Raw genomic sequence first — 23154 nt, forward strand, 5'->3', positions numbered from 1 at the left:
CCGTTCGTGGCGATGGCGGGGTTGTGGTCGACGGTGCGCGCGGACACCTGCGCGCCGGTCTGGGTGACGGTGGCGTTCCACGCCTGGGTGACCTGTTGGCCTGCGGCGTACGACCAGGTGACGGTCCACCCGTTGACCGGGTCGCCGAGGTTGGTGACTGTGACGTTGGCGCCGAAGCCGCCCTGCCACTGGTTGGTGATCTGATAGTCGATCCGGCAGCCGACGGCGGCGGCCGAGGCGACGACCGTGCCGAGGGTGCCGGCCACGACGGTGGCCGCCGTCGTGGCGGCGAGCAGGATCAGCCGATGTCTGGACGGGTGCATGCACTGCCTCCGGGGATCCGGTGATGATCGCTTCGACCCACCGGCCCTGCCCGGGAAGCACAGTGGACCCGACCCACCGCGACGGCGGCGGACGGCGATCTGATCGGGGTGAAACGCCCTGGAACTCACGGATCCGACTCACCGCGCATCGTAAGGCAAGCGCTTTCCGCCATGCAACATCGATGGTTGTTACTTCCTTCGGGTCTTGCCCTAGCGATCGATGCCTGATCAACTCGTCGGGGTGAGCGCTCACCACATGGACCCTGACGAGTTCCGTCGAGCAGGCCACGCCGTCGTCGACTGGATCGCCGACTACTGGGCGACAGTGGAGCAACGACCGGTCGCCCCGGCCGACCCCCCGGGCACGGTGGCCGCCGCCCTGCCCCGCGAGCCACCCACCACCGGCGGCGAACCGGTCGAGGCGATCCTCGCCGACCTGGACTCGATCGTCGTACCGGGGCTGACCCACTGGCAGCACCCCGGCTTCTTCGGCTACTTCCCCGGCAACACCTCCGGCCCGAGTGTGCTCGGCGACCTGGTCAGCTCCGGGCTCGGCGTCCAAGGGATGCTCTGGGCCTCCAGCCCGGCCTGCACCGAGCTGGAGACGGTGATGATGGACTGGCTGGCCCACCTGATGGACCTGCCACAGCGGTTCCGCTCCACCGGCGCCGGCGGTGGGGTCATCCAGGACTCGGCCTCCTCGGCGACGCTCGTGGCCACCCTGACCGCACTGCACCGGGCCAGCGGCGGCCGCTGGCGGCACACCGGCATCGACCGGCGTTACCGCGCGTACACCTCCGTCCACGGGCACTCGTCCATCGAGAAGGCGGTACGGATCGCCGGGCTGGGCAGCGACGGAATCCGGTCGATCGAGGTGAGCCCGGACACCCAGGCGATGCTGCCGGGCGCGCTGCGGGCCGCCATCGAGGCCGACCTGGCCGCCGGTGACGTGCCGGCCATCGTGGTGGCGACCATCGGCACCACCTCCACCACCGCCGTCGACCCGCTGCCGGAGATCGGGGCCATCTGCGCCGAGTACGGGATCTGGCTGCACGTGGACGCCGCGTACGCGGGCGCCGCCGCCGTCTGCCCCGAACTGCGCTGGACGCACGCCGGCCTGGAGTACGCCGACTCCTACTGCTTCGACCCGCACAAGTGGCTGCTCACCGGCTTCGACTGCGACGCGTTCTGGGTGGCCGACCGGGCCGAACTGATCGAGGCGCTGACCGTACTGCCGGAGTTCCTGCGCAACGCTGCCTCCGAATCCGGCGCGGTGATCGACTACCGGGACTGGCAGGTGCCGCTGGGCCGGCGGTTCCGGTCCCTCAAGCTGTGGTTCGTGCTGCGCTGGTACGGCGCCGAAGGGCTGCGGGCACACATCCGCTCCGGGGTGGCGCTGGCCGAACGGTTCGCCGAGCGGGTCCGCGCCGACGACCGGTTCGAGTTGGCAGCGGCACACCCGTTCTCACTGGTCTGCTTCCGACTGTGCGCCGACGACGACACCAACGCGGCGTTGCTGGCCGCGGTGAACGCCACCGGACGGGTGCACCTCACGCACACCCGGGTCGCCGGCCGCTACACGCTGCGGCTGGCGGTCGGCTCACCCCAGAGCACCGAAGCGCACATCGACGAAGCCTGGAGCCTGCTCTCCGAGGCGGCCGACACCCTGCTCACGCCCTAACCCGGCATCGGCGGGTGGGCGCAACCGGGGTTCAGCGTGGGGTGGCCGTACCGGTGGTGGCCAGATCGGCCGGCACCTCGCCGGCGGACGCGGCGGCGGCGGCCTCGGCGGGCACACCGGCAGCGGCGGCGGGAGCAGCGGCGGCTTCGGCGGCCTCGGCGCGGGCGCGGCGGGTACGGCGTAGGGCGCGTACGGCAAACACCAGGGCGGCCAGCCAGCCGGCGGCGAGCAGGGCGTACAGGGCGGGGCGGGCCGGACCGTCCAGTTCGGCGGAGCGGATCAGGGTGCGGGCGTTGGTCAGCACGATCACGCCGCCGACTGCCGCGCCGAGCAGTTGAGCGGGCACGATTCGGACCAGCCAGGCGGCCAGCGGGGCGGCGATGAGCCCGCCGATGAGCAGTGCGGCGACGGTGGGGAGCAGGAATCCCTCCGAGCCCAGCCCGATCAGGAAGCCGATGCTGGCCGCGCCGGCCACGACGAACTCGGAGGTGTCGACCGAGCCGATCACCTTGCGGGGTTCCATGCGGCCGGAGACCAGCAGCGCGGGGGTGGCCACCGGGCCCCATCCGCCGCCGCCGGTCGCGTCGACGAAGCCGGCGACCAGGCCCAGGGGGCCGAGGAAACGACTGCGGAGCCGTCCGCCGACCCGGTCGGTGCGCAGTGGCCGGGCGAAGCGGATCAGGAGGTACGCGCCGAGCGTGAAGAGAATGCCGGCCATCCACGGTGCGGCGGCCTCGGTGGAGATCGAGCTGAGCAGTGTGGCGCCGGCGAAGGCGCCGACAGCGCCGGGTAGGGCGATGCGGGTCACCACCCGCCAGTCGACGTTGCCGAACCGCCAGTGCGCGACCCCGGCGGCGAGCGTGGTGCCGATCTCGGCCAGGTGCACCGATGCCGAGGCGGCGGCCGGGGCGACTCCGGCGACCAGCAGCAGAGTGGACGAGGTCAAGCCGTATGCCATGCCGAGCGAACCATCGATCAGTTGCGCGACGAGCCCGACCAGAGCGAGGACCAACAGCTTGCGCACGAGCGCCCCCAGACTTTTCGGCATCTCCTATCGACTTGGTCGACAATGCGGGATGGGGCAGCCGGGGTCAAGCCCCCGATCGGTGGATGGGACGCGCCGGGCGGTGCGCCGGGTCGGCGGCCCGTGGCGCGAGGCCGGGAACCGAGCGGCGGAACCTAGCCGGCGTGCAGATCCAGGCGAAGAAGGCAGCGACCAGGTGACGTGGAGCCGGGAGGCGAGCCGGCGCTCAGATCCAGGCGCGTGGGTCGGCGGCCAGCTCGGTGACCCGTGCGGGCAGGGTGCCGGCGGCCACGTCGGCGACGCTGACCAGCTCCAGGATCTCCCGCTCGCTTGCCCGTAGCGCGATCCAGACCTCCTGGAGGGCGTGGGCCGGGCCGTGGTAGCCGAGCTGCTCGGGGCGTTGCCCGCGTACGTGGGCGAGAGGCCCGTCGATCACCCGGATGACCTCGGCGAGGGAGATCTCCCCGGCGGGGCGGGCCAGCCAGTAGCCGCCCTCCGGGCCACGCTGAGCGTGCACGATGCCGCCCCGGCGCAGCTGCAGAAGGATGCTCTCCAGGAACTTCGGCGGGATCTCCTGGGCGCGGGCGATCTGGTCGGCCGTCACCGGCCGGCCGCGCCCGGGGCCGCTGGCCGTCGCGGCAAGCTCGGCGGCCGCGCGGAGGGCATAGTCGACCCGAGCGGAGAGGCGCATGTCGGCAAGGTTAGTCGCTGGTCAGCCGGGCGGGCGGGCGACCCTCGGCCGATCGGCCACGCATCGATGGGAAGTAGCGCCGCTGACGCCCGTCCGGGTCGCCGGCCGGGACCGATGAACGGCCGCCGGCAGGGAATGGTGAAGTACGTCATGATCCACCGTACGGTGGCGGCCGAAATGCCGGTCCGGAGCGTCCCTATGCTGGGCGGGAGTACGAATGTCCGGCCGTTTACCCGGCCGCGAGCAACATATTGATAAACACCCGGGTGTGCTCGGGGGGAAGGCAACACGATGACCGATATCGCCACACGCACCTGGGACGGCATGACCATCCCGGTGGCCGGCTCCTATCTTCTCGATCAGGCGCACAAGCGGATCGGTTTCCTGTCCCGGCACATGATGGTGAGCCCGGTGCGCGGCGAGTTCGCCGAGGCCACGGCGGAGATTTTCGTGGCGGAGGACCCGCTGCTGTCCTCGGTGACGGCCACCATCATGTCGGCCAGCATCACCACCGGAAGTGTCGACCGGGACACGCATCTGAAGAGTGCCGACTTCCTCGACGTCGAGCGTTTTCCCACCCTCGAATATCGAAGCACGGGCATTAGGTGGCAGGGCAACGAGGACCCCATATTCCAGTGGGCGCGTCTGCGCAACCACCGGTTGGGCGGACGAGGCCGAAGTCACATTGTTCCGCCGCAGTCCGACGGTATTCCCGGGCGATTCGTTCTTACCGGTGAGTTGACCGTGAAGGGGATCACCCGGGCCGTCGACCTGGAGGTGAATTTTGGTGGCGCTCGTCAGGATCCGTACGGGCAGAACATCTTCGGATTCAGCGCGACGGCCGAGATGAACCGTGAGGACTACGGCCTGCTCTGGAATGTCGTCCTGGAGAGCGGCGGGGTGCTGGTCGGCAAGACGGTGCAGATCGAGATCGCCGGCGAAGCCATCTACCAGCCCTGAACCACGTCATCCCCGCCAGTTGCCTGGCGGGGACGAGCGGCAACGTCAGGCGCCGACGCGGCGCAGCAGACCTTCCTGGACGGCGCTGGCGATCTGCTGGCCGTCAGTGGTGAACATCCGGCCGGTGGCCAGCCCACGCGCGCCGGACGCCGACGGGCTGAGGCAGTCGTAGAGGAACCACTCGTCGGCCCGGAACGGCCGGTGGAACCACAGCGCGTGGTCCAGGCTCGCGCCGACCAACCCGCCCGGCCCCCACACCTCGCCGTGCGCGGAGAGCACCGAGTCCAGCAGGGTGAGGTCCGAGGCGTAGGTGAGCGCGCAGGCGTGCAGCAGGGGGTCGTCGGGCAGCTTGCCGTCGATGCGCATCCAGACGCGCTGGTGCGGGTCGGCGGGCCGGTCGCCGGGGCGGACCCAGCCGGGCTCGCCCACGTAGCGCACGTCGATCGGTCGTGGGATCTGGCCCCAGATGCCCAGCCGCTCCGGGTAGCGGGAGAGCCGGTCGGTCATCGTCGGCACCTCCTGCGGCGGGGGCACGTCCAGCGGGGCCGGGGCCTGGTGGTCCAGCCCCTCCTCGGCCCGCTGGAACGACGCCGACATGAAGAAGATCGGCTTGCCGTGCTGGAGGGCGACCGCGCGGCGGACCGAGAAGGACCGGCCGTCGCGGATGTTCTCCACCTCGTACGCGATCGGTTCGACCGGGTCGCCGGGGCGGACGAAGTAGCCGTGCAGCGAGTGCACGAACCGCTCCGGGTCGACGGTGCGGCCGGCGGCGACCAGGGCCTGACCGGCGACCTGGCCGCCGTACACCCGTTGTGGGCCGACCGGGGGGCTCATCCCCCGGAAGGTCATCTCCCCGGTCGGGTCGAGGTCCAGCACTTCCAGCAGCTGGTCCACCGCCGCCTGGCCGACCGCGACCCGACCGTCGCTCACTGCAGGGCCCGCGCCGACGCGGCGTCGACCAGCGAGCCGAGCTGGTGTACGCGCAGCGTGTTGGTCGAGCCGGGGGTGCCGGGCGGGCTACCCGCGACGATCACCACGTAGTCACCGGGGTTGGCCCGGTCGAGGCCGAGCAGCGCCTGGTCGACCTGGCGGAACATGTCGTCGGTGTGCTGCACGAACGGCATCAGGAAGGTCTCCACGCCCCAGGTGAGGGCGAGCTGGTCGCGCACCTCGGGGACCGGCGTGAAGGCCAGCAGCGGCAGGTCGCAGTGCAGGCGGGACAGCCGTCGCACGGTGTCGCCGGTCTGCGAGAAGGCGACGAGCGCCTTGGCGTTGATGGCCCGGGCGATCGACGAGGCGGCGACGGTGAGGGCGCCACCGTGGGTACGCGGGTCGTGCTGCAACCGCGGCACGCCGATGGAACCGGCCTCGGTGGTCGTCACGATCTTGGCCATGGTGCTGACGGTGAGCACCGGGTACTTGCCGACGCTGGTCTCGCCGGAGAGCATCACCGCGTCCGCGCCGTCGAGCACCGCGTTGGCGACGTCGGAGGCCTCCGCCCGGGTGGGGCGGGAGTTCTCGATCATGGAGTCGAGCATCTGGGTGGCCACGATGACGGGCTTGGCGTTCTCCCGGCACAGCTGCACGGCGCGCTTCTGCACCAGTGGGACCTCGTCCAGCGGCATCTCGACGCCGAGGTCGCCGCGGGCGACCATGACGCCGTCGAAGGCCAGCACGATGGCCTCCAGGTGCTCCACCGCCTCCGGCTTCTCGACCTTGGCGAGCACCGGCCGGAACACGCCCTCCTCGGCCATGATGTTGTGGACGAGCTTGATGTCCTCGGCGGAGCGGACGAAGGAGAGCGCGACCAGGTCGACGCCGAGACCCAGGGAGAAGCGCAGGTCCTCGGCGTCCTTGTCCGACATGGCGGGCACGCTGACCGCCACGTTGGGCAGCGACACGCCCTTGTTGTTGGAGACCGGGCCACCCTCGGTGACGAGGCAGCGGATGTCGTTGCCGGTGACGTCGGTGACCTCGACGGCGACCCGGCCGTCGTCGATCAGCAGCCGGTCGCCGGGCTTCACCTCGTGGGGCAGCTTCGTGTAGGTGCAGGAGACCCGCTCCTTGGTGCCGATCACGTCGTCGCCGGTGATCACGACCGAGTCACCGGTGCGCCACTCGTGCGGGCCGTCGGCGAACCGACCGAGCCGGATCTTGGGGCCTTGCAGGTCGGCGAGGACGGCGACCGGCTTACCTGTCGCCTCCGACGCCTCCCGGACCAGTCGGTAGACCGCCTCGTGGTCGGCGTGGCTGCCGTGGCTGAAGTTGAGCCTCGCCACGTTCATGCCGGCCTCGACGAGACCCCGGATGCGCTCCGGGGACGAGGTGGCGGGACCAAGAGTGCAGACGATCTTCGCGCGGCGTGTCACGCCCATCAGGCTAGTCTCTCCTTCAGGTCGGACTCGGGGCCGACCCCTTGCAGGCAGTGGAACAGGTGTCCAACGACGCGCGGTGCGCGTCGGGCCGGCGGGCGGAACCGCACCGGGAACGTTGTGGCGACGGGCATCAGCGACCGCGCGCCGGGAATCGTACGCCTCTGTTGGCGTGCGCTGTCGGGGTGCTCCCGGCGGCGGCTCACCGCGGGCGCTCCGGGGGTGGCAGGGTGGGCACCGCGTGCAGCAGGTAGCGGGGGTCGTAGCGGCGCTTGGCGTGGCGCAGCCGCGCCCAGTTCGCGCCGTAGGCGAGCCGGACCCGGTCGGTCTCCTCCGGGGCGAGCAGGTTGGGGTAACCACCGGGCAGGGCCTGCGGGGCGAGCGCCGCAGAGGTCCGCTCGGCCCACTCGCGGTGCGGACCGGCCTGGTCGCCGGGCGCCCACACCGCGATGATCTCGGCCATCAGGTGATCGGTGCGCAGCCCGAACGCCGTGTCGGCGGGTCGGACCCGGGTGGCCGCGCCGTGGAAGTGGTGCACGGCCAGCGCGGAGAACGGTGAGGTGACCTGCCGGGCCGCGTCGACGAGCGTGTCCACCGCGCCGTCGGTGAGCGTGGGCAACCACCGGGTCCGCAGCAGGTAGTGGTTGCCGTCGACCATCCCACCGTCGAACATCCGCAGCGCGTCCGCGTACGGCATCGGGCCGATCTGGTCGACCAGCGGGGTGCCCAGCGCGCGCAGCCGGTCCATCCACGGCGCCCCGGCGTCCAGGTCGGGACCGCTGTAGAACGGGCAGACGAAAATCACCGGCTCGCCGGCCGGGCCGGGCAGGAAGCCGGCCATCACGGTCAGCTCGTCCGGCGCCTCGGCGACCAGTGCGCCGTAGCCGCGCAGCACGGCCGGTGCCTCGGAGAGCGCGAACATGATCATGCCGGCCAGCACGCCGGGCAGCCGGTGCGCGCGGAAGCGCAGCTCGGTGACGATGCCGAGGTTGCCACCGCCGCCGCGCAGCGCCCAGTACAGCTCGGCGTCGTGCCGGGGGTCGGCGGTGACCCGGCGGCCGTCGGCGAGAACCACCTCCGCGCCGAGCAGACTGTCCACTGCCAGACCGAACCGGCCGCACAGCGGGCCGTACCCGCCGGCGAGGGTGAGCCCGGCCATCCCCACGGCGCCGACCACGCCGGTGGGGACCACCAGGTCGTACGGGCGGGCGGCGGCGAGCAGCTCGGCCGCCGTGGTGCCGCCGCCGATGGTCACCGAGGCCGCGTCCGGATCGACCCGAACGGCGCGCAGCCCGGTCAGGTCGAGCGCCAGAGCGCCGTCGCGCAGCGCCCGACCGGCCCAGTCGTGCCCTCCGGAGCGGACCGAGAGGGGCAGGTGGCACCGGTTGGCGATGCGGACCGCCTCGGCCACCTCGTCGGAATCCTGGCACCTGGCGACCAGCGCGGGGGTGCGCGCCACAGCGCCGTTCCAGAGCCGGGTGGTGGTGGCGTAACCCGGATCGCCCGGCTCGTGCAGCCGGTCGCCGAGCAGGGCACGCAGTCGGGCGGCGGCGGAGGCGACATCGGGGGTGGCGGCGGAGAGCATGGCGACTCCTCGACCGGGGCCGACCCACGACACCGGGTACGCCCCGGCGGCGGCCCGCGCTGGGCGCGACCGTAACACCGGCAGGCGGGCGAGCGCCGTCATCATCACGACAGCCACCGATGGACCGGCGGCTCAGCTGCCCGCCTTGACCAGCGGGAACTCCAGGGAACCGGCCGGGCAGAGGAAGGTCAGCACCTCCACCCGGTAGAGCCCGGCCTGCACCGCCGGGTCGGCCTCCAGGACGCTGCGGACATCGTCGACGCTGCCGGTGCGGGCCAGCCCGAAGCCGATCGGCGGATCCGGCTCGCGCGCCGGCCCGTCCACCGAGCCGGCGACCAGGACGATGCCGCGTCGCTGCAACGCCTGCATGTGTTCGGCGTGCTCGGCCTGCAACCGCTGCACGGTCTCCGCGGGCAGGGCCCGCCCGGCCGCGCCGGGATAGATCACGATGCACTCGTACGTGTCGAGCGCGAAGTTGACCTGTGGCACTCCCATGGGTGCTCCCTCCGCCGTCGCGCCGGAACGCACCGGCTCCGGCCAGCGTCGCACGGACACCCCGGTCGTACCGGGCGCTTCCCGGCAACTCGGTTCGGCGCGCTGACGGCGTGTCCGCGCCCACACTCGGCCGACCGGCGGCATGGCGTGGAGGTTCCGGGGGATGATCCATCGGTGGCGGGTGGGCTCTTCACGCCCGCGCTGTCCACGCTCGCCACGACGAGACGATTGGGGATCGGGCAATGGCGACAAATATCAGTGAGCAGCCCGCGAAGGCGTCCGGCACGTACCGGATCGGCGGCGACGTCACGGTCAACCGGCTCGGCTACGGGGCAATGCAGATCACCGGCCCGGGTGTCTGGGGTGACCCGAAGGACCCGGCCGAGGCGGTTCGCGTGCTGCGCCGTGCGGTCGAGCTGGGCGTGACGTTCATCGACACGGCCGACTCGTACGGGCCGTTCGTGTCGGAGTTGCTGATCCGGGAGGCGCTGCACCCGTACGCCGACGACCTGGTGATCGCGACCAAGGCCGGGCTGAGCCGCTCCGGCCCCGGCGACTGGCGGGCGCTGGGCCGCCCGGAGTACCTGCGCCAGCAGTGCGAGCTGAGCCTGCGTCACCTCGGCCTGGACAGCATCCCGCTGTACCAGCTGCACCGGATCGACCCGTTGGTGCCGCTCGCCGACCAGCTCGGTGAGCTGGCCCTGCTGCGGGAGGAAGGCAAGATCCAGCACATCGGGCTGTCCGAGGTGAGCGTCGCGCAGATCGAGGAGTCCCGGGCGATCACCACGATCGCGTCGGTGCAGAACCTGTACAACCTCGCCAACCGCAGCGCCGAGGACGTGCTGGAGTTCTGCGAGCGCAACGACCTCGCGTTCATCCCGTGGTTCCCGATCGCCACCGGTGAGCTGGCCCGCCCGGGTGGCCCGCTGGACGCCATCTCCACCGCGCACGGCGCGTCACCCGCGCAGCTCGCGTTGGCCTGGCTGCTGCGCCGCTCGCCGGTGATGCTGCCGATCCCTGGCACGTCCTCGGTGGCGCACCTGGAGGAGAACGTCGGCGCGGCCGACGTGCGGCTCACCGACGACGAGTTCGAGGCGCTCGCCAAGGCGAGCTGACCCACCGCTCCGGTCGCCGTCGGGTCATCCGGCGGCGTCCGGGCCGGGCTCCGAACCCCGCTCCGGACCGGGCTCCCGGGCGGCGCGTAGCGCCTCGGTCGCCTGGGCCAGCAGGCGAGCGGAGTCGGTCCGACCGCTCACCTGCAACTCCACCTCGGTGTCCCCGGTCTGGATCCGGATGCTGGCCTCGGTGCGCTGTTGGTCCACCCAGGACTGCAAGAGGTTGAACAGCCCCGGGAGCAGCCCCTGGGCCAGCACCGCGATGATCACTGCGTCGCTGAAGCCCGGCCGGCCACCGCCGCCGCCGGCCGGACGGACTCCCGGCCGGTACTCGGGGCGGCGGTGGATCCAGGTCAGCAGGTCGACCGACGGAGGCTGCCGCTGCCGGGGGTTGATGGTCAGCCGGACGGGCAGCCGGGCTGCGGTGTCGCTGTCGGTCACTGTCTGTCTCCCGGTCAGTCGGCGGCGGGTCGGAAGGTCACGTTGTCGCCGTCGGCGGTGGCGACGCCCGTGACGGTGAACGCGTTGTCGTCCTTGAACGGTGAGCTGCCGCCGAAGTAGGTGGTAGTGCCACTGGCCTCCACCCTGCCCTGGGTCTCGGTCGGGGTGGAGACCTGGGCGCTGGCCGGGCCGGTGAGTTCGACGGCGAGTTTCGGGTACTCCAGGATCTTCCAGGTGATCTTCTGGGTGGAGCCGCCGTAGTAGCGGAACGGGCAGCCCGGCGGAGCGGCCACGGTCTGCTTGACGCACTCGTCCAACCAGGCGCGTACCTGCGCCTCGACGGCCTCGGTCGCCGCCGGCTTGAGCACCGGTGCCAGTTGCAGGACGGCGGCGGTCTCCCCCGGGCCGACCAGCATGGTCGTGCTCGGCGTCTCGCTGAGCGCACTGGACGGGCCGGTAGCGGTGTAGCCGCCGGGCAGCAGGACCAGCGGGGCGCCCTCGGTGGCGACCGGCAACTCCACCCCGTTGAGCCGCACCCCGGGGTCGGCGATCGCGGCGTTGAGCGGGGTCGGCCCGCCGCTCAACCGCCAGCCGTGGAACAGCCCGGCGGTGGTCTCGTCCTCGCGGCGCAGTTCGAGGGTGGTGGTCTCCCGCGTGTCACCCAGCCGGTACGCCACTGTGGCCTTGGCGCTGTCGCCGTCGCGCTCCAGCGAGCTGATCTCGACGTCGGTCGGTGGTTGGTAGCCCTTGCCGCGCAGCAGTTGAGCGAGAAGCTTGGTGTCGGTGTCGCTGCCCTGGTCGGTCAGGTAGCCGAGGGCGGCGTCGCTGTCCCGGTCGGCGAGCGCGGAGAAGTAGCCGTCGATCGCCGCCTGGGGCCGGAAGAACGCCCACTGCACCACGCCGAGTCCGCTGGTGCCGAGGCAGGCGACCACTGTGAGGGCACCGACCAGCAGCCAGGTGCGGCGGGTGCCGACCGGGCCGGCGGAGTTGAACAGCCGGTCGACGGTCACGAGGTCGGGCGCACCGGCCAGCGACGCCCGCTCCAGCGCGTCGAGCCGCAGCTCGTGCGGCGGGTGGGTGGCGCAGACCGCCTCGTCCCAGCCGCTGCGGCCGGTCTCGAAGGACAGCCGCCGTTCCAGGATGCGCCGCAACCCGTCGACGTGCCCGGTGAGCACGGCGCCGAGGTCGGCCCGGTACTCGGCCGCCCGCACGTCACGGGCGTGCAGTGGCAGCACCACGTACCGCATGGTGAGCAGCACCGGCCAGAAGAACACGAAGACCACGAAGTTGGTGCCCGGGTGTGGGAACGTCCGCATCAGCCAGGTCGGCAGGGCGTGCGCGAGGGTCAGCGGCAGGCCGACACCGCGGACGAAGGCGCTGGTGATCTCGTCCCCGGTGCGCCAGTGCACCAGCTCGTGGCTGAGCAGCGCGGCCACCTCGTCGTCCGGTTCGGTCAGCACTGCGGTGGTGACCACCACGTGTCGGGCGTACGTGCGGGCGTTGCTCAGGACCGGGTCGTCCTCCATGAGCAGCCGGGGCACGCTGGGCAGACCGAGTCGTCGGGCGCAGTCGTCGAGGATGGGGCGCAGCCGCGCGTACTCGCGGCGGCTGGGCTGGCGCGCGCCTGAGACGACAAGCAGGCGGGGTTCGAGCAGCACCCGGTAGAGCGTGTAGAGGACCCCGATCAGCGCCGCCGCGACGACGGTGCCGATCAGGCCGGTGAGCAGCGCGAAGGGCTCGTCGGCGACGCCCATCCAGGGCAGGGCCAGCACGGCGAGGAAGCCGACCAGGAAGCCGATGGCGAAGCCGGCGACGCCGCCGAGCAACCCGCCGGAGCGGGTCAGGAACGCCTCGACCAGGGAGCCGATCAGCGGGGCGTCGCGCAGCACCTGGGGCACCTGGTCGTCGGCGCCGGTCCCGACGGCGAAGAGCCCGACGATGCCGAACGTGAGACCGCCCCAGACCGCCAGGAGCAGCGCGACCGGCAGGTAGAACCAGGTGGCGAGGAACGCGCCGAGCACGCCGCGCCAGTCCCGCAGGATCCCGGCGCGCAGCCAGACCAGCGCGCTGGGGTAGCCCGGTGGGCGGTCGGCGAACCCGCCGGTGGGCGGCGGGGTGTCGGCCGACGGCGGTTGGGCGGCCCGGACGTCGAGCTGCGGCACGGTCGGCGGGGTGTTCTCCGGCGGCACTGTGGGCGGCTCGGTCATGAGCGCTGCTCCTTCTCGGAGGATGGCGTCCACTGTCGGGGATGGACAGCCGGAGCAGGCTATCGAGGACGTCTGATGTCTGCCACACCGTTTGGCGGGATCGTCGCGCACCCGACACTCAGCGTCGCGGGTGCGGTGCGGCGGTCCCCTCCGGGACCACCGCACCGCACCGGGTCAGAGCGCGAGGCAGTTGGGTCGCACCGGGCCGTCGACCAGGGCGCCGCGCACGATGGTGTACGCCGTGCCGTCGAGCACCAGGCCGAGGTGCCCCACCACCCGCAGCGGGCAGTACGCCTGGACCAGCACGTTCGTCGCACCGTCATTGACGGCGGCGTTCCCGGTCGGCCGGACCAACTCGTCCTGCAGGGTGCGGATGGTGGTGTAGCGCACCGCGCCCGGGGTGTCGTCGCCGACGTTGAGGTCGGCGAGGAACGCCGAGCCGATGGTCATCTGTTGGCAGGCCACGACGCCGGCGCAGCTGCCCAGACCCAGGAACGCCACGATGTTGGCGACGTACGTGCCGTACTGCGGTGTGCCCAGGCTGACGTACCGACCGACGGTGGCGGTGCCGCCGAGCCGCTTGAGGTAGTACCGGCTGACCAGGCCCCCTTCGGAGTGGGCGACGACGTCCACGCTCGCCGCGCCGGTGCTGGCGCGGACCTGGTTGACGTAGCCAGCGAACGCGCGGGCCGAGGTGGGGATGTCACCGAGGCCCAGCCCGGGCAGCTGGTAGATGAAGGCGCGGTAGCCGTCGGCGCGCAGGCGGGCGGCGATCGGCTCGTACGCGACGGCGATGCCGCTGAGCCCGCCGACCACGATGACGGGGTTGGCCCCCGAGGCGGCGAAGGGTGTCGTGGGGGCGGCGGTGGCCGGGGCGGGTTCGGCGGGGGCGGCGGCCGCCGTGGTGGTGGACGCGAGCAGCGCGGCGGTGGCGAGGGCCAGGACGAGGGCGGTCTTTCGGAGCAGCATCGCTGCACCTCCGGGGGGAGGCACCCGGCGAACCGGGCAGGTGGGTGGGGGTGTCCGGTCGACCGTGCGACGATCATCCCCGCAACAATTCAGAAACGTCAATGACTTGTTACGCGCCGGTAACCCGTTGTTCCGACGGAGGCGTAAACGGGCATACCGCCACGCTCCATATCGGACACCGACGGTGGCTGGCATGCTGTGGCCGTGGCCGTCGACGAACCCACCGAGCGCGAGCTGCGGGTGATGCCGTGGTGGCTGGTCCTGGTCGGCCTGCTGGTCGCCATCGCCCTGGGCTGGCTGGTGCTGGACCTGCTACTCACCGAGGCCGACCGGGCCAGCCAACCGGACACCCGCGCCACGCTGCGCATCGACGCGATCCGCACCGGCCTGACCGTCGTCGCCGGCACTGGCGGCGGGCTCGCGCTGCTGCTCGCCGCCCGCCGCCAGTGGATCACCGAACGCGCGCAGCGGCACCAGGAGAGCGTCGCCGCACGGGACCAGGTGCACCGGGACCGGGTGCAGGCGCACGCCGAGGCGGTGGCCGAGGCCGCACAGCGCCACCAGGACCGGCAGTCCGGGGCCGCCGAGCACGACGCGGCGGAGCGTCGACTGACCGAGCTCTACACCCGGGCTGTCGAGCTGCTCGGCAACGACAGCGCGGCGGTACGCCTCGGCGGCCTGCACGCGCTGGAGCGCCTCGGTCAGGACAACCCGGGGCAGCGCCCGACGATTGCGGCGGTGCTCTGCGCGTACCTGCGGATGCCGGCGCCCGACGGCGAGCCGCGCGAGACGGAGGTCCGGCGCAGCGCGCAGCGGGTGCTGACCCGACACCTGCGCGCGGACGACGCGGCGCACTGGCCGGAGCTGAGGCTCGACCTGGCCGGCGCCGCGCTCATCGACTTCGACGCCGCCGGCTGCACGCTCGTCGACGCGAACTTCACCGAGGCGGTGTTCACCGGTACGACCACCTTCGCGGGCGCGACGGCGCGGGGGCGTCTGCTACTCGGGGCGGCGACCCTCGACGAGGTGGTCTTCGAGGGGCTCGCGGCCGACGGCGAGGTCATCCTCGACGACGTTCGCGTCGGCGGTGGGGCCAGCTTCGACGGCGCCGCCCTTCCCGGCGGCCTGTCCTGCCGGCGAGCCAGCTTCACCGGCCCGACCTCGTTTCGCCGGGTGACCTTCGGCCAGCCGACCAGCTTCGACGCCACCCGTTTCGAGGACGCCGCCACCTTCCGGGAGGCCGTCTTCGACGGCGCCCTGTCGATGGAGCACACCGAGTTCGGCCGGTCGGCCACCTTTCACTCGGTCCGTTTCACGAACATGGCGCTGTTCCGCTGGACGGCGTTCGGCGCGGAGGCGCTGTTCGACCGGGCCCGCTTCGTCGACGCCGCGAACTTCGGCCGGGCCCGGTTCCACGGCATGGTCAGCTTCCGTGACACACAGTTCAGCCGGCCACCGCAGGTCGAGCAGGCCCGGGCGGTGGCCGACAGTGGTCACCGCTGGCCGGCGGGCACGACTGTGGAACGCCTCGACGACGAGTGGCTGCTGCTGGTCGACCGCTGACCGGGTCGGACGGGGCGTCAGCGCGGCGTGGCCGGCGGGCGCAGGCCGTCCAGGGCCACGCCGAGCACCCGGTCGCGCTGCTCGGGTGAGGGGAACTGGGCCATGGTGAGGCCACTGATCAGCCGCACCACGTCGTCGAAGCCGATGTCGTCACGGACCACACCGGCGGCCTGTCCGCGACGCATCAGCGGCTCACCGGCGGAGAAGATCTCCGTGCGGCAGCTGGCGAAGATCTCGGAGTCGTGCAACAACTGCTCGGCGAGCGCCCGCTTGGTGGCGACGTACGCGACGAAGCGGTGCAGCCAGGCGACGAACGCGTCCCAGGGTGGCAGCTCGGCCAGGCCCTCGGCGGAGTGGCAGAGAGCCCGGACCTCCTCGACGTAGACGGCCTCGAACAGGTGCCGGCGGGTCGGGAAGTTGCGGTAGAGCGTGCCGATGCCCACGCCGGCCCGACGGGCCACGTCCTCCAGGGAGGCGGCGGCGCCGTGCTCGGCGAACGCCTCGCGGGCCGCCGCGATCAGGGCGTCGTAGTTACGCCGCGCGTCGGCCCGCTTGGGCCGCTGGGCGAAGACCTCGGGCGCCTGCCCCGCACCGGTCATGACGTGCGTCACCTCACCCTGGTTGCATCCGGAGGAGACCCTCCGCTAGCTTAGTGGAGGCACCCCTCCGGAATCCCGGAGGCCTGCCTCCGGTTACCTTACCTCGGGACCCGCCCGATCGCCGCCTGGCCACCCCGATCGCCCGGACCCCGACAGACCACCCCGTCGTAGACGACGGGCGACAAGCCTTCATTCCCGTACGTAATCAGGGAGTTCTCTCTCGTGGCAGTGACCTCCCGACGCGGCTCGCGTCGGCTCACCTTCACCGTGCTCGCGGCCGGCGCCGGGTTCTTCGCGATGCTCCAGTCGCTGATCACCCCGGTGCTGCCGACCATCCAACAGGACCTGCACACCTCCCAGAACACAGTGACCTGGGTCCTGACCGCCTACCTGCTCAGCGCGTCGATCTTCACGCCGATCCTCGGACGCGTCGGCGACATGGTCGGCAAGGAGCGGATGCTCGTCGTCTCGCTCGCCGCCCTCGCCCTCGGCTGCCTGCTGGCCGCCATCGCGCCGAACATCGGCGTGCTCATCCTCGCCCGGGTCGTCCAGGGCATCGGCGGAGCGGTCTTCCCGCTGTCGTTCGGCATCATCCGCGACGAGTTCCCGGCCGCACGGGTCTCCACCGCGGTGGCCGCCATCTCGGCCATCGTCGCCGTCGGCGGTGGCCTGGGCATCGTGCTGGCCGGCCCGATCGTCAGCACGCTGGACTACCGCTGGCTGTTCTGGATCCCGATGGTCGTGGTCGGGCTGACCGCCGTGGCCGCGCACCTGTTCGTGCCCGAGTCGCCGGTCCGTACCCCCGGTCGCATCGACTGGCGCGCCACACTGCTGCTCTCCGGCTGGCTGGTCGCGCTGCTGCTGCCGATCAGCCAGGGCGCCACCTGGGGCTGGACCTCCACCCGGGTGCTCGGTCTGCTGGCGCTGGCAGTGGTGCTGCTGGCCGGTTGGCTGGTCGCCGAGGTGCGCTCGGCCAACCCGCTGATCGACATGCGGATGATGCGCCTGCCCGGCGTCTGGACCACCAACCTGGTCGCCCTGCTCTACGGCGCGTCGATGTTCTCCGTGTACGCGTTCCTTCCCCAGTTCCTGCAGACCCCGACCATCGCCGGCTACGGCTTCGGCGCCAGCATCAGCCAGGCCGGTCTGCTCATGCTGCCGATGCTCGTCGCGATGTTCGTCGCCGGCCTCGTCGCCGGGCGGCTCCAGGCCGTCTTCAGCGCCAAGGCGCAGCTCGCCACCGGTGCCACCTTCAACGTGGCCGCCTCCGCGATGCTCGCCACCGCGCACGACACCCGCTGGGAGGTCGCCATCGCCGGTGGCCTGGTCGGCCTCGGCATCGGCCTGGCCTTCGCGTCGATGGCCAACCTGATCGTCGCCAGCGTGCCCGCCAGCCAGACCGGCGTGGCGACCGGCATGAACGCCAACATCCGCACCATCGGCGGCGCGATCGGCGCCGCCGTGGTCAGCGGCGTGATCACCGCCAACCCGCAGGCCAACGGCCTGCCCCGGGAGGCCGGCTTCACCATGGGGTTTCTCGTCCTCACGGCGATCGCCCTGGCCGCCGCGCTCGCGGCCCTCGCCGTCCCGTCCGCCCGGCGGCCGTCGGCCGGTCGCCGGCCGTCCGCCACGACGATCGTCGAGTCGGAGCTAGCCGGCGAGTTCGCCACCATGCCGGCGACCCGCTGAAAGTTCGCGTCGCAGCCCGGGCGGTTCGCCGCCCGGGCTGCTCCCTGTCCAGGAGTACGCTGGCCGCTCCCCCACCCACCGACCGTCGTCTTTCAGGATGCGCCCATGTCCGAGTTGCTTACCGCCGACCGCATCGAAGAGATCGGCTCCCTGGGCCTCAAGAGCTTCGACCCGGCCGCGCTCGTCGCCGAACTGGTGGGCGCCGTCGACGAGGGGCGCGTCGCGGACCCCCACGACACCGGGTACGCCCTGCTGGTCGCCGTGGACATCCTGGAACAGGCCGGTGACCTGGCCGACGCGCTCGCCCTGGCCACCCGCGCCATCGCCGAGCAGCCGGACGACAACGCGTACCCGCGAGCGGTGCGTGGCGGCCTGCTGCTGCGCCTCGGGCGCACCGACGAGGGCATGGCCGAGCTGACCGCACTGCGTCCGCTGTTGGAGACCGACCCCGCGGCCACGTACCTGATCGACGAGCTGGCCGAGTCCGGCCACGCCGACACGGCGTTGGCATGGCTCACCGAGGCGCTGGACGCCATCCTGGAACGGACCCGGACCCAGCAGTACGCGTCCGAGGACGCCCAGGACGAGGCTGCCGCCATGCTCTACGGCCTGGCCCAGCAGCGGCACGACCTGCGCGAAGAGCAGGGCCTACCCCACGACGAGTACGACAACCTCGCCGACCGGCTGCGCGCCGCGAGCACCCACGCGCTCGACGCCCTCGACGACGGCCCGGCGACGCTGCTGTTCTGGCCGAAGGCGGAGTTCACCGCGCTGCTGCTGCGCTGGCCCACCCTCGTCGACAGCTTCCCCGCCACCTGGGACGAGCACCGCGCCCAGCTCGAACGCGCCCTCGTCGACGCCTCCGGGATGGGCGGCATCGACCTGGGGGTGGTCGTCGGCACGGCCGCCGGCCTGGCCGCCTTCGCCGAACGCACCGGAAGCGACCCCACCAGCGAGGAAACGCTCGACGAGTACGCCGACAGCCTCGACGAGGCCGGCGTAACCGCCTGGCCGCCCGGCCGCAACGACACCTGCTGGTGCGGGTCCGGCGCCAAGTACAAGAAGTGCTGCCTGCCGCGCTCACGCGGCTGATCGTCCCGAGCGCGCTGACCCCGACGTATGGTCGATGCGTCCGTTCGACTCGACGATGAAGGCGATGGCGTGACCACACACGAGCAGCACGAGACGGTCGAGGACAGCCCGGTCGGCTGGGTCGCCAGCCACATCCGGCGCTACGTGCGGACCGACGGCGCCGACGGGGGCACCTTCCACGGCGTACCCTCGCTGCTGCTCACCACCCGCGGACGCCGGTCGGGCACGCTGCGCCGCACGGCCCTGATGTACGGGCGCGACGGCGACAACTACCTGCTGGTGGCGTCCAACGGCGGCGCGGCCACGCACCCCGCCTGGTACCTGAACCTGAGCGCCGACCCGGCGGTGGAGATCCAGGTCGGCGCGGAGCGGATCACGGGTCGAGCCCGGACCGCGACCGGCGAGGAGCGCGTCCGGCTGTGGCCGGTGATGACGAAGGTCTTCCCGACGTACGCCCGCTACGCGAAGGAGACCGACCGCGAGATCCCGGTCGTCGTCATCGAGTGTGATTGATGCGCCTCATGGCTGGTGAGGGCTAGGGTGACGGCAGGTAAGCACCCCACTCCGGCAAGGAGGACCGTCGTGCGCCGCATCATCACCGCCATTGCACTACTCGGGCTGTCACTCTCCATCATGCTGGCGCCGACGCCGGCAAGCGCGGCGAGCAGCGTCGACGTCACCTCCGCGACCCTTGTCGCACGAGGCGTCGCCGTGGACATCACCCTCACCGTGACCTGCCCAGCCGGCCTGTCCGGCGCCACCGAGCTGATCGTCCGGCAGCGGTCGGGCGACAGGGTCGCCTACGCGTCCGGCTGGGCGCCCCTCAACAGCTGCACCGGCGAGCCGCAAGCCGTGACCGGGCGAGCGTGGGTGGAAGGCGGCGGACTGGTCCTGCACAGGGGTGTCGCGCTGATCAGCGGTGGCTTCGAACTGTGCAACCAGGACGTCTGCGACTACCCGAACTTCGAGCAGACGTTCCGCATCACTCGCTGAACCGTCGAAAACTCTAGCCAGGAAAGCGGATGACCGGAAGGTCGCCGCCATCGCCGTACGCCTTGCCCTCGCTGGTCAACACCGAGGCGTCGTGCTCCAGGACAGCCATCACGGCGGCGGCGAGGTCAACCCGACCGGTAACGAGGCGCCAGTACGCCAACTCCTGCCAGTCCTCACCCCAGGTGGGCAACACCGCGCAGGCGGGACGTTCGAGCAGTCGGCGCAGCAGCTCGCGATCGCCCGGATCGTCCACCACCGCCAGCACCTCGGCCGCTACCACCGCCGGCACACCGAACCGGACCCCGTCGTGGGCAACCTCGTGGATGGGTTCGGCGACATCCATGGACCCGGCCACGTAGGCGAGCAGCGCGGACCGGTCCAGTATCAGCCGGACCGACGGCGCTTCGGGACTCGTCACGCCGCCGGAGCCTGGCTGCCCGAGCCGTCGAGCATCTCCGCTGCCGCTCGGCGGGAACGGTCCCGCAGCGCGGCGCGTCGACCAGGTGACCATTCCTGCTCGACCTGAGCGCGCTGGGCCCGTGCGCGAGCCTGTCCCTCCGCTGTCACGGTCATGCCCCGGCGAGCGAGCTCGGCGTCGAGATCCTCAGCCCGCATCCGCGCCCGGATCGTGTCGACTACGTACGCGCTGGCGTTGGGCTCACGCTCCAGGCGCTCCGCAACGTCCTGCGGAAGCGAGAACGACTTCTTGCTCACCGATCCGGTCATACCACGGAGCCTATCGGATCGCACCACCCATCCACAGCGACACGCGGCCGGCAGGTCCTCCCACTCAGGCGTGAAGTGCTCGGTCACCCGTGTTCAGTTTCCCAGCGCTCGAACCTTGGCGATCGTCTCCTGCACGTGCTGCTTGGCCGGGTCACCACCCTGGGACGCCTGAGCGAGCGCCTGACGGTACGAGTCGATCATGCCGACGAGCGGACCAGCAGCCACACCCTCCAGCGCACCGGCAACGAGTGCTCGCGCCTCGGCCGCGTCCTGTGCTGCCGCTGCGGTCTTGGCCCTCGCCTCGTCCAGCTTCTGCGACGCCGCCGCCAACCTCGCGATGATCTGTGCTGCGCTCACGCAAACCTCCCCGTGATCGACCATCGCCTCCACCACCGCACCGGCGGAGACCACATGGGAGCGTACGAGATCCGCGCACCCAGCGCGACCGGCCGCTCGCTCCCGCGTCAATCCGTGGGAAGTGGATGCCCCAAGCGAGCGACTCGGACGGAGTTTGTCCACGAGACCTCAACCGGGCCGGAAGGCGACCTAGATCTTGGACACTTTCCGTTACGCGCGAACGGAAAGTGTCCAAGATTGGAGCAACGCGGGACCAAGAGGCGCCCGGGGCGGTCGGACGTTCAGCGTTCGGCAACGAAGACCCCGACTTCAATGAAACCGAGTGGATCATGACCGCCGGCGGGTCAGGACGGGCCGGCCAGACCGGCGGGCCAGGCAGCGCGTTACGGCGACGGCGGGCCGTTCTGGGCCCGGGTGATGAGATCGTGCAACGGCTTGGTGCCGCTGCCGACCATCACACCGGTCACGACGGCGTCGACCCAGACTGCCACGCCGTTCCAGTCGGCTCCGGCCACCGCGTGCAGAACGTAGAACCCGCCGGCGCTGGACGCCACTGTGGCCAACCCGCTGGCGAGGCCCCACGCGACGATGGTGCGGTTCGCCTTCGCCCGCGCGACCTTGGCGGTGGCCACGGCGACCGCCTCGCGATCGGCCTCGGTGGGGCCGCCGACCCGGCTGGTCACGTCGGTCACCGTCCGGGACAACGCGGTCTCGGCGGCGCGTCCTGGCAGCCACCGTGAGAACGGTTCCAGGATCCGCTCGACCGCTGCGGCGAAGACCAACAGGGTGAGGAAGACACCTGTGGTGTCCTCGGGCTGGATCTTCGCCGCGGACGCGCCGCTGCGCCAGAGCAGCCAACCGCCGGCCGCGCCGACGGCAATCAGCCCGAAACCCGCGACCACCGCGCCCGGGCCGGCCTGCTGGGAGGCGGCGATGACCGACGACCCTGGCTCGGAGCGAGGCGTCGCCGTGCCGGCGGCAGCATCGGCGTTGACGGGCGAAGCGGCAAGCCCGCCCTCTGCCGGCATCGGCTCAACCTGGGTGGACGTGTATCCCTGCAATTCCCTGACCAACCTTTCGACCTGCCGCTCCCAGAGACGTCGGGGCGTGACGGTCCAGACCCTCGGCAAGCGGTTTGCGCACCGACTGCGCACGGGGCGCGAGACTACGGCACCGGGGCGAACACAGTGGACCGCAGGGACAAGCGGTCTTCGGCAAGATCGACACGGGTCTCAGGATGTCGGGGTATCCCACCGGTCCGGACACCCCGGTTTCCGAGTGGATCTGACGACCGGCTGCGCGGCGCAGCGCAGACCGGATGCCAGGTCGGTCATCAGCGCAGGCCGCGGACCATCAGCAGGTACGCGCAGTAGGCCATCGGCACCACCAGGAAACAGATCAGGAACCCGAGCGGCAGGTACCGCGGCGGGGTGCCGGCGACCATGGCCGGCCGCCCCCAGCGGCCCAGCACCAGGTAGCCGCCGAAGAACGCCACCGCCGGCAACCCCGCGCAGATCCACGCGCCGAGGGTGAACCCGTCCACCAGACCGACCCCGGAGGCGAGCACCAGCATCAGCACGAGCACCCCGGCCGCCGCGCCGCACCCGGCGTAGACGGCGACCGCCCGGGCCAGCGGCGACCACGTCGGCAACAGCGCCGGCCGCTGGGCCAGCAACTCCGCCTGCTGCCCGTGCCGGTCGGCCTCGTCGGCCATCCGCCGGGCCATCTCCAGCTCCACCGCCGGGTCGGCCGTGGCCACGCGCTGCGCGGGCACCCCGCCGCCCACCGGGCTCACCGCCGTCGGCAGCGCCAGCCGCGCCTCCCCCGCCGGCAGCTGGGGGTACGCCCCGACCCCCGCCCGCCCCGGCGCGCCGGCTGCGCCGGCGGAGTCCCCGTCCCCGGTTCCCGGCACTGTGGGAGCGCCGGCAGCGAAGGGCGGGCCGGAGCTGGGAGCGGTGGGCGCCCCGACGCCGGACGGCGGGCCGGGCCAGGCGGCGGTCTCGCCTGGCGTCCGGGTTCCCTGTCCCGCACCTGGGCCTGGGCCCGCCCCATGGCCCGCACTAGGGGCAGGGGCAGCGGGTGGTTGGTCGACGCCGATGGCTCGGCCGAGCTGGTCGAGGCGCTGGCCCTGGGCGTTCAGCCGCTGCTGGAGGTAGTCGACGGCGGCGTGCAGGTCGCGGCGGCGCGCGGAATCGGCGGCGGCGTGCTGTTCCCCCGCGCGGTGCTGGGCGGAGAGTTGCCGGGCCAGCGCCGCGTACTCCTCGAAGGACAC

The 23154-nt window shown here is 72.1% G+C and carries 24 protein-coding genes; 8 read left to right on the forward strand and 16 right to left on the reverse strand.

The genetic code is table 11. The features are described from left to right. Positions 1 to 323, reverse strand: a 323-nt coding sequence (locus tag KBX08_RS27400; protein WP_210786212.1) for a cellulose binding domain-containing protein, incomplete at its 3' end; no start/stop codon positions are given. A gap of 220 nt (positions 324 to 543) precedes the next feature. Here KBX08_RS27400 and KBX08_RS27405 point away from each other — a divergent pair. Then, complete coding sequence (locus KBX08_RS27405) at positions 544 to 2004, forward strand: pyridoxal-dependent decarboxylase (protein ID WP_247670151.1); 1461 nt, start codon at positions 544 to 546, stop codon at positions 2002 to 2004. Between the two features lie 31 nt (positions 2005 to 2035). Here the strand turns inward: KBX08_RS27405 and KBX08_RS27410 are convergent, their stop codons facing one another. Next, positions 2036 to 3028 carry a sulfite exporter TauE/SafE family protein gene (locus tag KBX08_RS27410; RefSeq protein ID WP_210786213.1) on the reverse strand — a complete coding sequence of 331 codons (993 nt, stop codon included), beginning with the start codon at positions 3026 to 3028 and terminating at the stop codon, positions 2036 to 2038. A 226-nt stretch (positions 3029 to 3254) separates the two neighbouring features. Beyond that, the gene (locus tag KBX08_RS27415; protein WP_210786214.1) at positions 3255 to 3719 is read right to left on the reverse strand and encodes an Rrf2 family transcriptional regulator; all 465 of its coding nucleotides are present in this window, start codon (positions 3717 to 3719) and stop codon (positions 3255 to 3257) included. A gap of 291 nt (positions 3720 to 4010) precedes the next feature. Here KBX08_RS27415 and KBX08_RS27420 point away from each other — a divergent pair, with 291 nt between their 5' ends. Then, positions 4011 to 4679 (forward strand): YceI family protein, encoded by a 669-nt coding sequence (locus KBX08_RS27420; RefSeq protein WP_210786215.1) that lies wholly within the window; start codon positions 4011 to 4013, stop codon positions 4677 to 4679. A 45-nt stretch (positions 4680 to 4724) separates the two neighbouring features. Here KBX08_RS27420 and KBX08_RS27425 read toward each other — a convergent pair whose 3' ends face one another. The 4 genes from KBX08_RS27425 to KBX08_RS27440 form a co-directional block, all read right to left on the reverse strand. Continuing rightward, complete coding sequence (locus KBX08_RS27425) at positions 4725 to 5609, reverse strand: acyl-CoA thioesterase II (RefSeq protein ID WP_210786216.1); 885 nt, start codon at positions 5607 to 5609, stop codon at positions 4725 to 4727. Further along, complete coding sequence (gene pyk / locus KBX08_RS27430) at positions 5606 to 7054, reverse strand: pyruvate kinase (protein WP_210786217.1); 1449 nt, start codon at positions 7052 to 7054, stop codon at positions 5606 to 5608. The genes KBX08_RS27425 and pyk overlap by 4 nt, the downstream gene beginning before the upstream one ends. Before the next feature lie 199 nt (positions 7055 to 7253). Further along, entirely contained in the window at positions 7254 to 8636 is a 1383-nt protein-coding gene (locus tag KBX08_RS27435; RefSeq protein WP_210786218.1) for an FAD-binding oxidoreductase, read from the reverse strand. Between the two features lie 132 nt (positions 8637 to 8768). Continuing rightward, positions 8769 to 9131 (reverse strand): YciI family protein, encoded by a 363-nt coding sequence (locus tag KBX08_RS27440; RefSeq protein ID WP_091407872.1) that lies wholly within the window; start codon positions 9129 to 9131, stop codon positions 8769 to 8771. A 242-nt stretch (positions 9132 to 9373) separates the two neighbouring features. On the opposite strand from KBX08_RS27440, the gene KBX08_RS27445 reads away from it, so the two are divergent. Then, positions 9374 to 10246 carry an aldo/keto reductase gene (locus KBX08_RS27445; RefSeq protein ID WP_210786219.1) on the forward strand — a complete coding sequence of 291 codons (873 nt, stop codon included), beginning with the start codon at positions 9374 to 9376 and terminating at the stop codon, positions 10244 to 10246. Between the two features lie 24 nt (positions 10247 to 10270). Here KBX08_RS27445 and KBX08_RS27450 read toward each other — a convergent pair whose 3' ends face one another. The 3 genes from KBX08_RS27450 to KBX08_RS27460 all read right to left on the reverse strand — a co-directional run bounded on the left by KBX08_RS27450 (position 10271) and on the right by KBX08_RS27460 (position 13863). Further along, the gene (locus KBX08_RS27450; RefSeq protein WP_210786220.1) at positions 10271 to 10687 is read right to left on the reverse strand and encodes a hypothetical protein; all 417 of its coding nucleotides are present in this window, start codon (positions 10685 to 10687) and stop codon (positions 10271 to 10273) included. A 14-nt stretch (positions 10688 to 10701) separates the two neighbouring features. Beyond that, a complete protein-coding gene (locus KBX08_RS27455) occupies positions 10702 to 12894 on the reverse strand; it encodes a M48 family metalloprotease (protein WP_210786221.1) in 2193 nt (730 codons plus the stop codon). 174 nt (positions 12895 to 13068) lie between these two features. Beyond that, the gene (locus KBX08_RS27460; protein WP_210786222.1) at positions 13069 to 13863 is read right to left on the reverse strand and encodes a triacylglycerol lipase; all 795 of its coding nucleotides are present in this window, start codon (positions 13861 to 13863) and stop codon (positions 13069 to 13071) included. Between the two features lie 204 nt (positions 13864 to 14067). On the opposite strand from KBX08_RS27460, the gene KBX08_RS34790 reads away from it, so the two are divergent. Further along, the gene (locus KBX08_RS34790; protein WP_210786223.1) at positions 14068 to 15426 is read left to right on the forward strand and encodes a pentapeptide repeat-containing protein; all 1359 of its coding nucleotides are present in this window, start codon (positions 14068 to 14070) and stop codon (positions 15424 to 15426) included. Positions 15427 to 15443: 17 nt separating this feature from the next. On the opposite strand, the gene KBX08_RS27470 is transcribed toward KBX08_RS34790, so the two are convergent. Further along, positions 15444 to 16025, reverse strand: a complete 582-nt coding sequence (locus KBX08_RS27470; RefSeq protein ID WP_210786224.1) for a TetR/AcrR family transcriptional regulator — start codon at positions 16023 to 16025, stop codon at positions 15444 to 15446. Between the two features lie 222 nt (positions 16026 to 16247). Here KBX08_RS27470 and KBX08_RS27475 point away from each other — a divergent pair, with 222 nt between their 5' ends. The 4 genes from KBX08_RS27475 to KBX08_RS27490 all read left to right on the forward strand — a co-directional run bounded on the left by KBX08_RS27475 (position 16248) and on the right by KBX08_RS27490 (position 19799). Next, the gene (locus KBX08_RS27475) at positions 16248 to 17714 is read left to right on the forward strand and encodes an MFS transporter (protein WP_210786225.1); all 1467 of its coding nucleotides are present in this window, start codon (positions 16248 to 16250) and stop codon (positions 17712 to 17714) included. Positions 17715 to 17819: 105 nt separating this feature from the next. Next, complete coding sequence (locus KBX08_RS27480) at positions 17820 to 18806, forward strand: SEC-C metal-binding domain-containing protein (RefSeq protein ID WP_210786226.1); 987 nt, start codon at positions 17820 to 17822, stop codon at positions 18804 to 18806. A 69-nt stretch (positions 18807 to 18875) separates the two neighbouring features. Beyond that, entirely contained in the window at positions 18876 to 19319 is a 444-nt protein-coding gene (locus KBX08_RS27485; RefSeq protein WP_307850664.1) for a nitroreductase family deazaflavin-dependent oxidoreductase, read from the forward strand. A gap of 69 nt (positions 19320 to 19388) precedes the next feature. Beyond that, positions 19389 to 19799, forward strand: coding sequence for a hypothetical protein (locus KBX08_RS27490; RefSeq protein WP_210786228.1), 411 nt, complete (start codon positions 19389 to 19391; stop codon positions 19797 to 19799). A gap of 13 nt (positions 19800 to 19812) precedes the next feature. On the opposite strand, the gene KBX08_RS27495 is transcribed toward KBX08_RS27490, so the two are convergent. The 5 genes from KBX08_RS27495 to KBX08_RS34085 all read right to left on the reverse strand — a co-directional run bounded on the left by KBX08_RS27495 (position 19813) and on the right by KBX08_RS34085 (position 23154). Further along, entirely contained in the window at positions 19813 to 20142 is a 330-nt protein-coding gene (locus tag KBX08_RS27495) for a hypothetical protein (protein WP_247670158.1), read from the reverse strand. A gap of 71 nt (positions 20143 to 20213) precedes the next feature. Beyond that, on the reverse strand, positions 20214 to 20525 hold the full coding sequence (locus KBX08_RS27500) for a hypothetical protein (RefSeq protein ID WP_210786230.1): 312 nt from the start codon (positions 20523 to 20525) through the stop codon (positions 20214 to 20216). Between the two features lie 93 nt (positions 20526 to 20618). Next, on the reverse strand, positions 20619 to 20882 hold the full coding sequence (locus KBX08_RS27505) for a DUF6244 family protein (RefSeq protein WP_210786231.1): 264 nt from the start codon (positions 20880 to 20882) through the stop codon (positions 20619 to 20621). A gap of 383 nt (positions 20883 to 21265) precedes the next feature. Continuing rightward, the gene (locus KBX08_RS27510; protein ID WP_210786232.1) at positions 21266 to 21910 is read right to left on the reverse strand and encodes a hypothetical protein; all 645 of its coding nucleotides are present in this window, start codon (positions 21908 to 21910) and stop codon (positions 21266 to 21268) included. A 305-nt stretch (positions 21911 to 22215) separates the two neighbouring features. After that, a complete protein-coding gene (locus tag KBX08_RS34085; protein WP_247670162.1) occupies positions 22216 to 23154 on the reverse strand; it encodes a hypothetical protein in 939 nt (312 codons plus the stop codon).

Source organism: Micromonospora sp. H61 (assembly GCF_018070325.1).
GTDB lineage: Bacteria > Actinomycetota > Actinomycetes > Mycobacteriales > Micromonosporaceae > Micromonospora > Micromonospora salmantinae.

What these genes read in the sequence shown, in the direction of transcription:
- KBX08_RS27440 (WP_091407872.1), bottom strand. Translation starts at nt 9,131, where the DNA reads ATGGGAGTGCCACAGGTCAACTTCGCGCTCGACACGTACGAGTGCATC.
- pyk (WP_210786217.1), bottom strand. Translation starts at nt 7,054, where the DNA reads ATGGGCGTGACACGCCGCGCGAAGATCGTCTGCACTCTTGGTCCCGCC.
- KBX08_RS27405 (WP_247670151.1), top strand. Translation starts at nt 544, where the DNA reads ATGCCTGATCAACTCGTCGGGGTGAGCGCTCACCACATGGACCCTGAC.
- KBX08_RS27460 (WP_210786222.1), bottom strand. Translation starts at nt 13,863, where the DNA reads ATGCTGCTCCGAAAGACCGCCCTCGTCCTGGCCCTCGCCACCGCCGCG.
- KBX08_RS27480 (WP_210786226.1), top strand. Translation starts at nt 17,820, where the DNA reads ATGTCCGAGTTGCTTACCGCCGACCGCATCGAAGAGATCGGCTCCCTG.
- KBX08_RS27415 (WP_210786214.1), bottom strand. Translation starts at nt 3,719, where the DNA reads ATGCGCCTCTCCGCTCGGGTCGACTATGCCCTCCGCGCGGCCGCCGAG.
- KBX08_RS27420 (WP_210786215.1), top strand. Translation starts at nt 4,011, where the DNA reads ATGACCGATATCGCCACACGCACCTGGGACGGCATGACCATCCCGGTG.
- KBX08_RS27500 (WP_210786230.1), bottom strand. Translation starts at nt 20,525, where the DNA reads ATGACCGGATCGGTGAGCAAGAAGTCGTTCTCGCTTCCGCAGGACGTT.
- KBX08_RS27470 (WP_210786224.1), bottom strand. Translation starts at nt 16,025, where the DNA reads ATGACCGGTGCGGGGCAGGCGCCCGAGGTCTTCGCCCAGCGGCCCAAG.
- KBX08_RS27435 (WP_210786218.1), bottom strand. Translation starts at nt 8,636, where the DNA reads ATGCTCTCCGCCGCCACCCCCGATGTCGCCTCCGCCGCCGCCCGACTG.
- KBX08_RS27445 (WP_210786219.1), top strand. Translation starts at nt 9,374, where the DNA reads ATGGCGACAAATATCAGTGAGCAGCCCGCGAAGGCGTCCGGCACGTAC.
- KBX08_RS27510 (WP_210786232.1), bottom strand. Translation starts at nt 21,910, where the DNA reads ATGCCGGCAGAGGGCGGGCTTGCCGCTTCGCCCGTCAACGCCGATGCT.
- KBX08_RS27495 (WP_247670158.1), bottom strand. Translation starts at nt 20,142, where the DNA reads ATGGATGTCGCCGAACCCATCCACGAGGTTGCCCACGACGGGGTCCGG.
- KBX08_RS27455 (WP_210786221.1), bottom strand. Translation starts at nt 12,894, where the DNA reads ATGACCGAGCCGCCCACAGTGCCGCCGGAGAACACCCCGCCGACCGTG.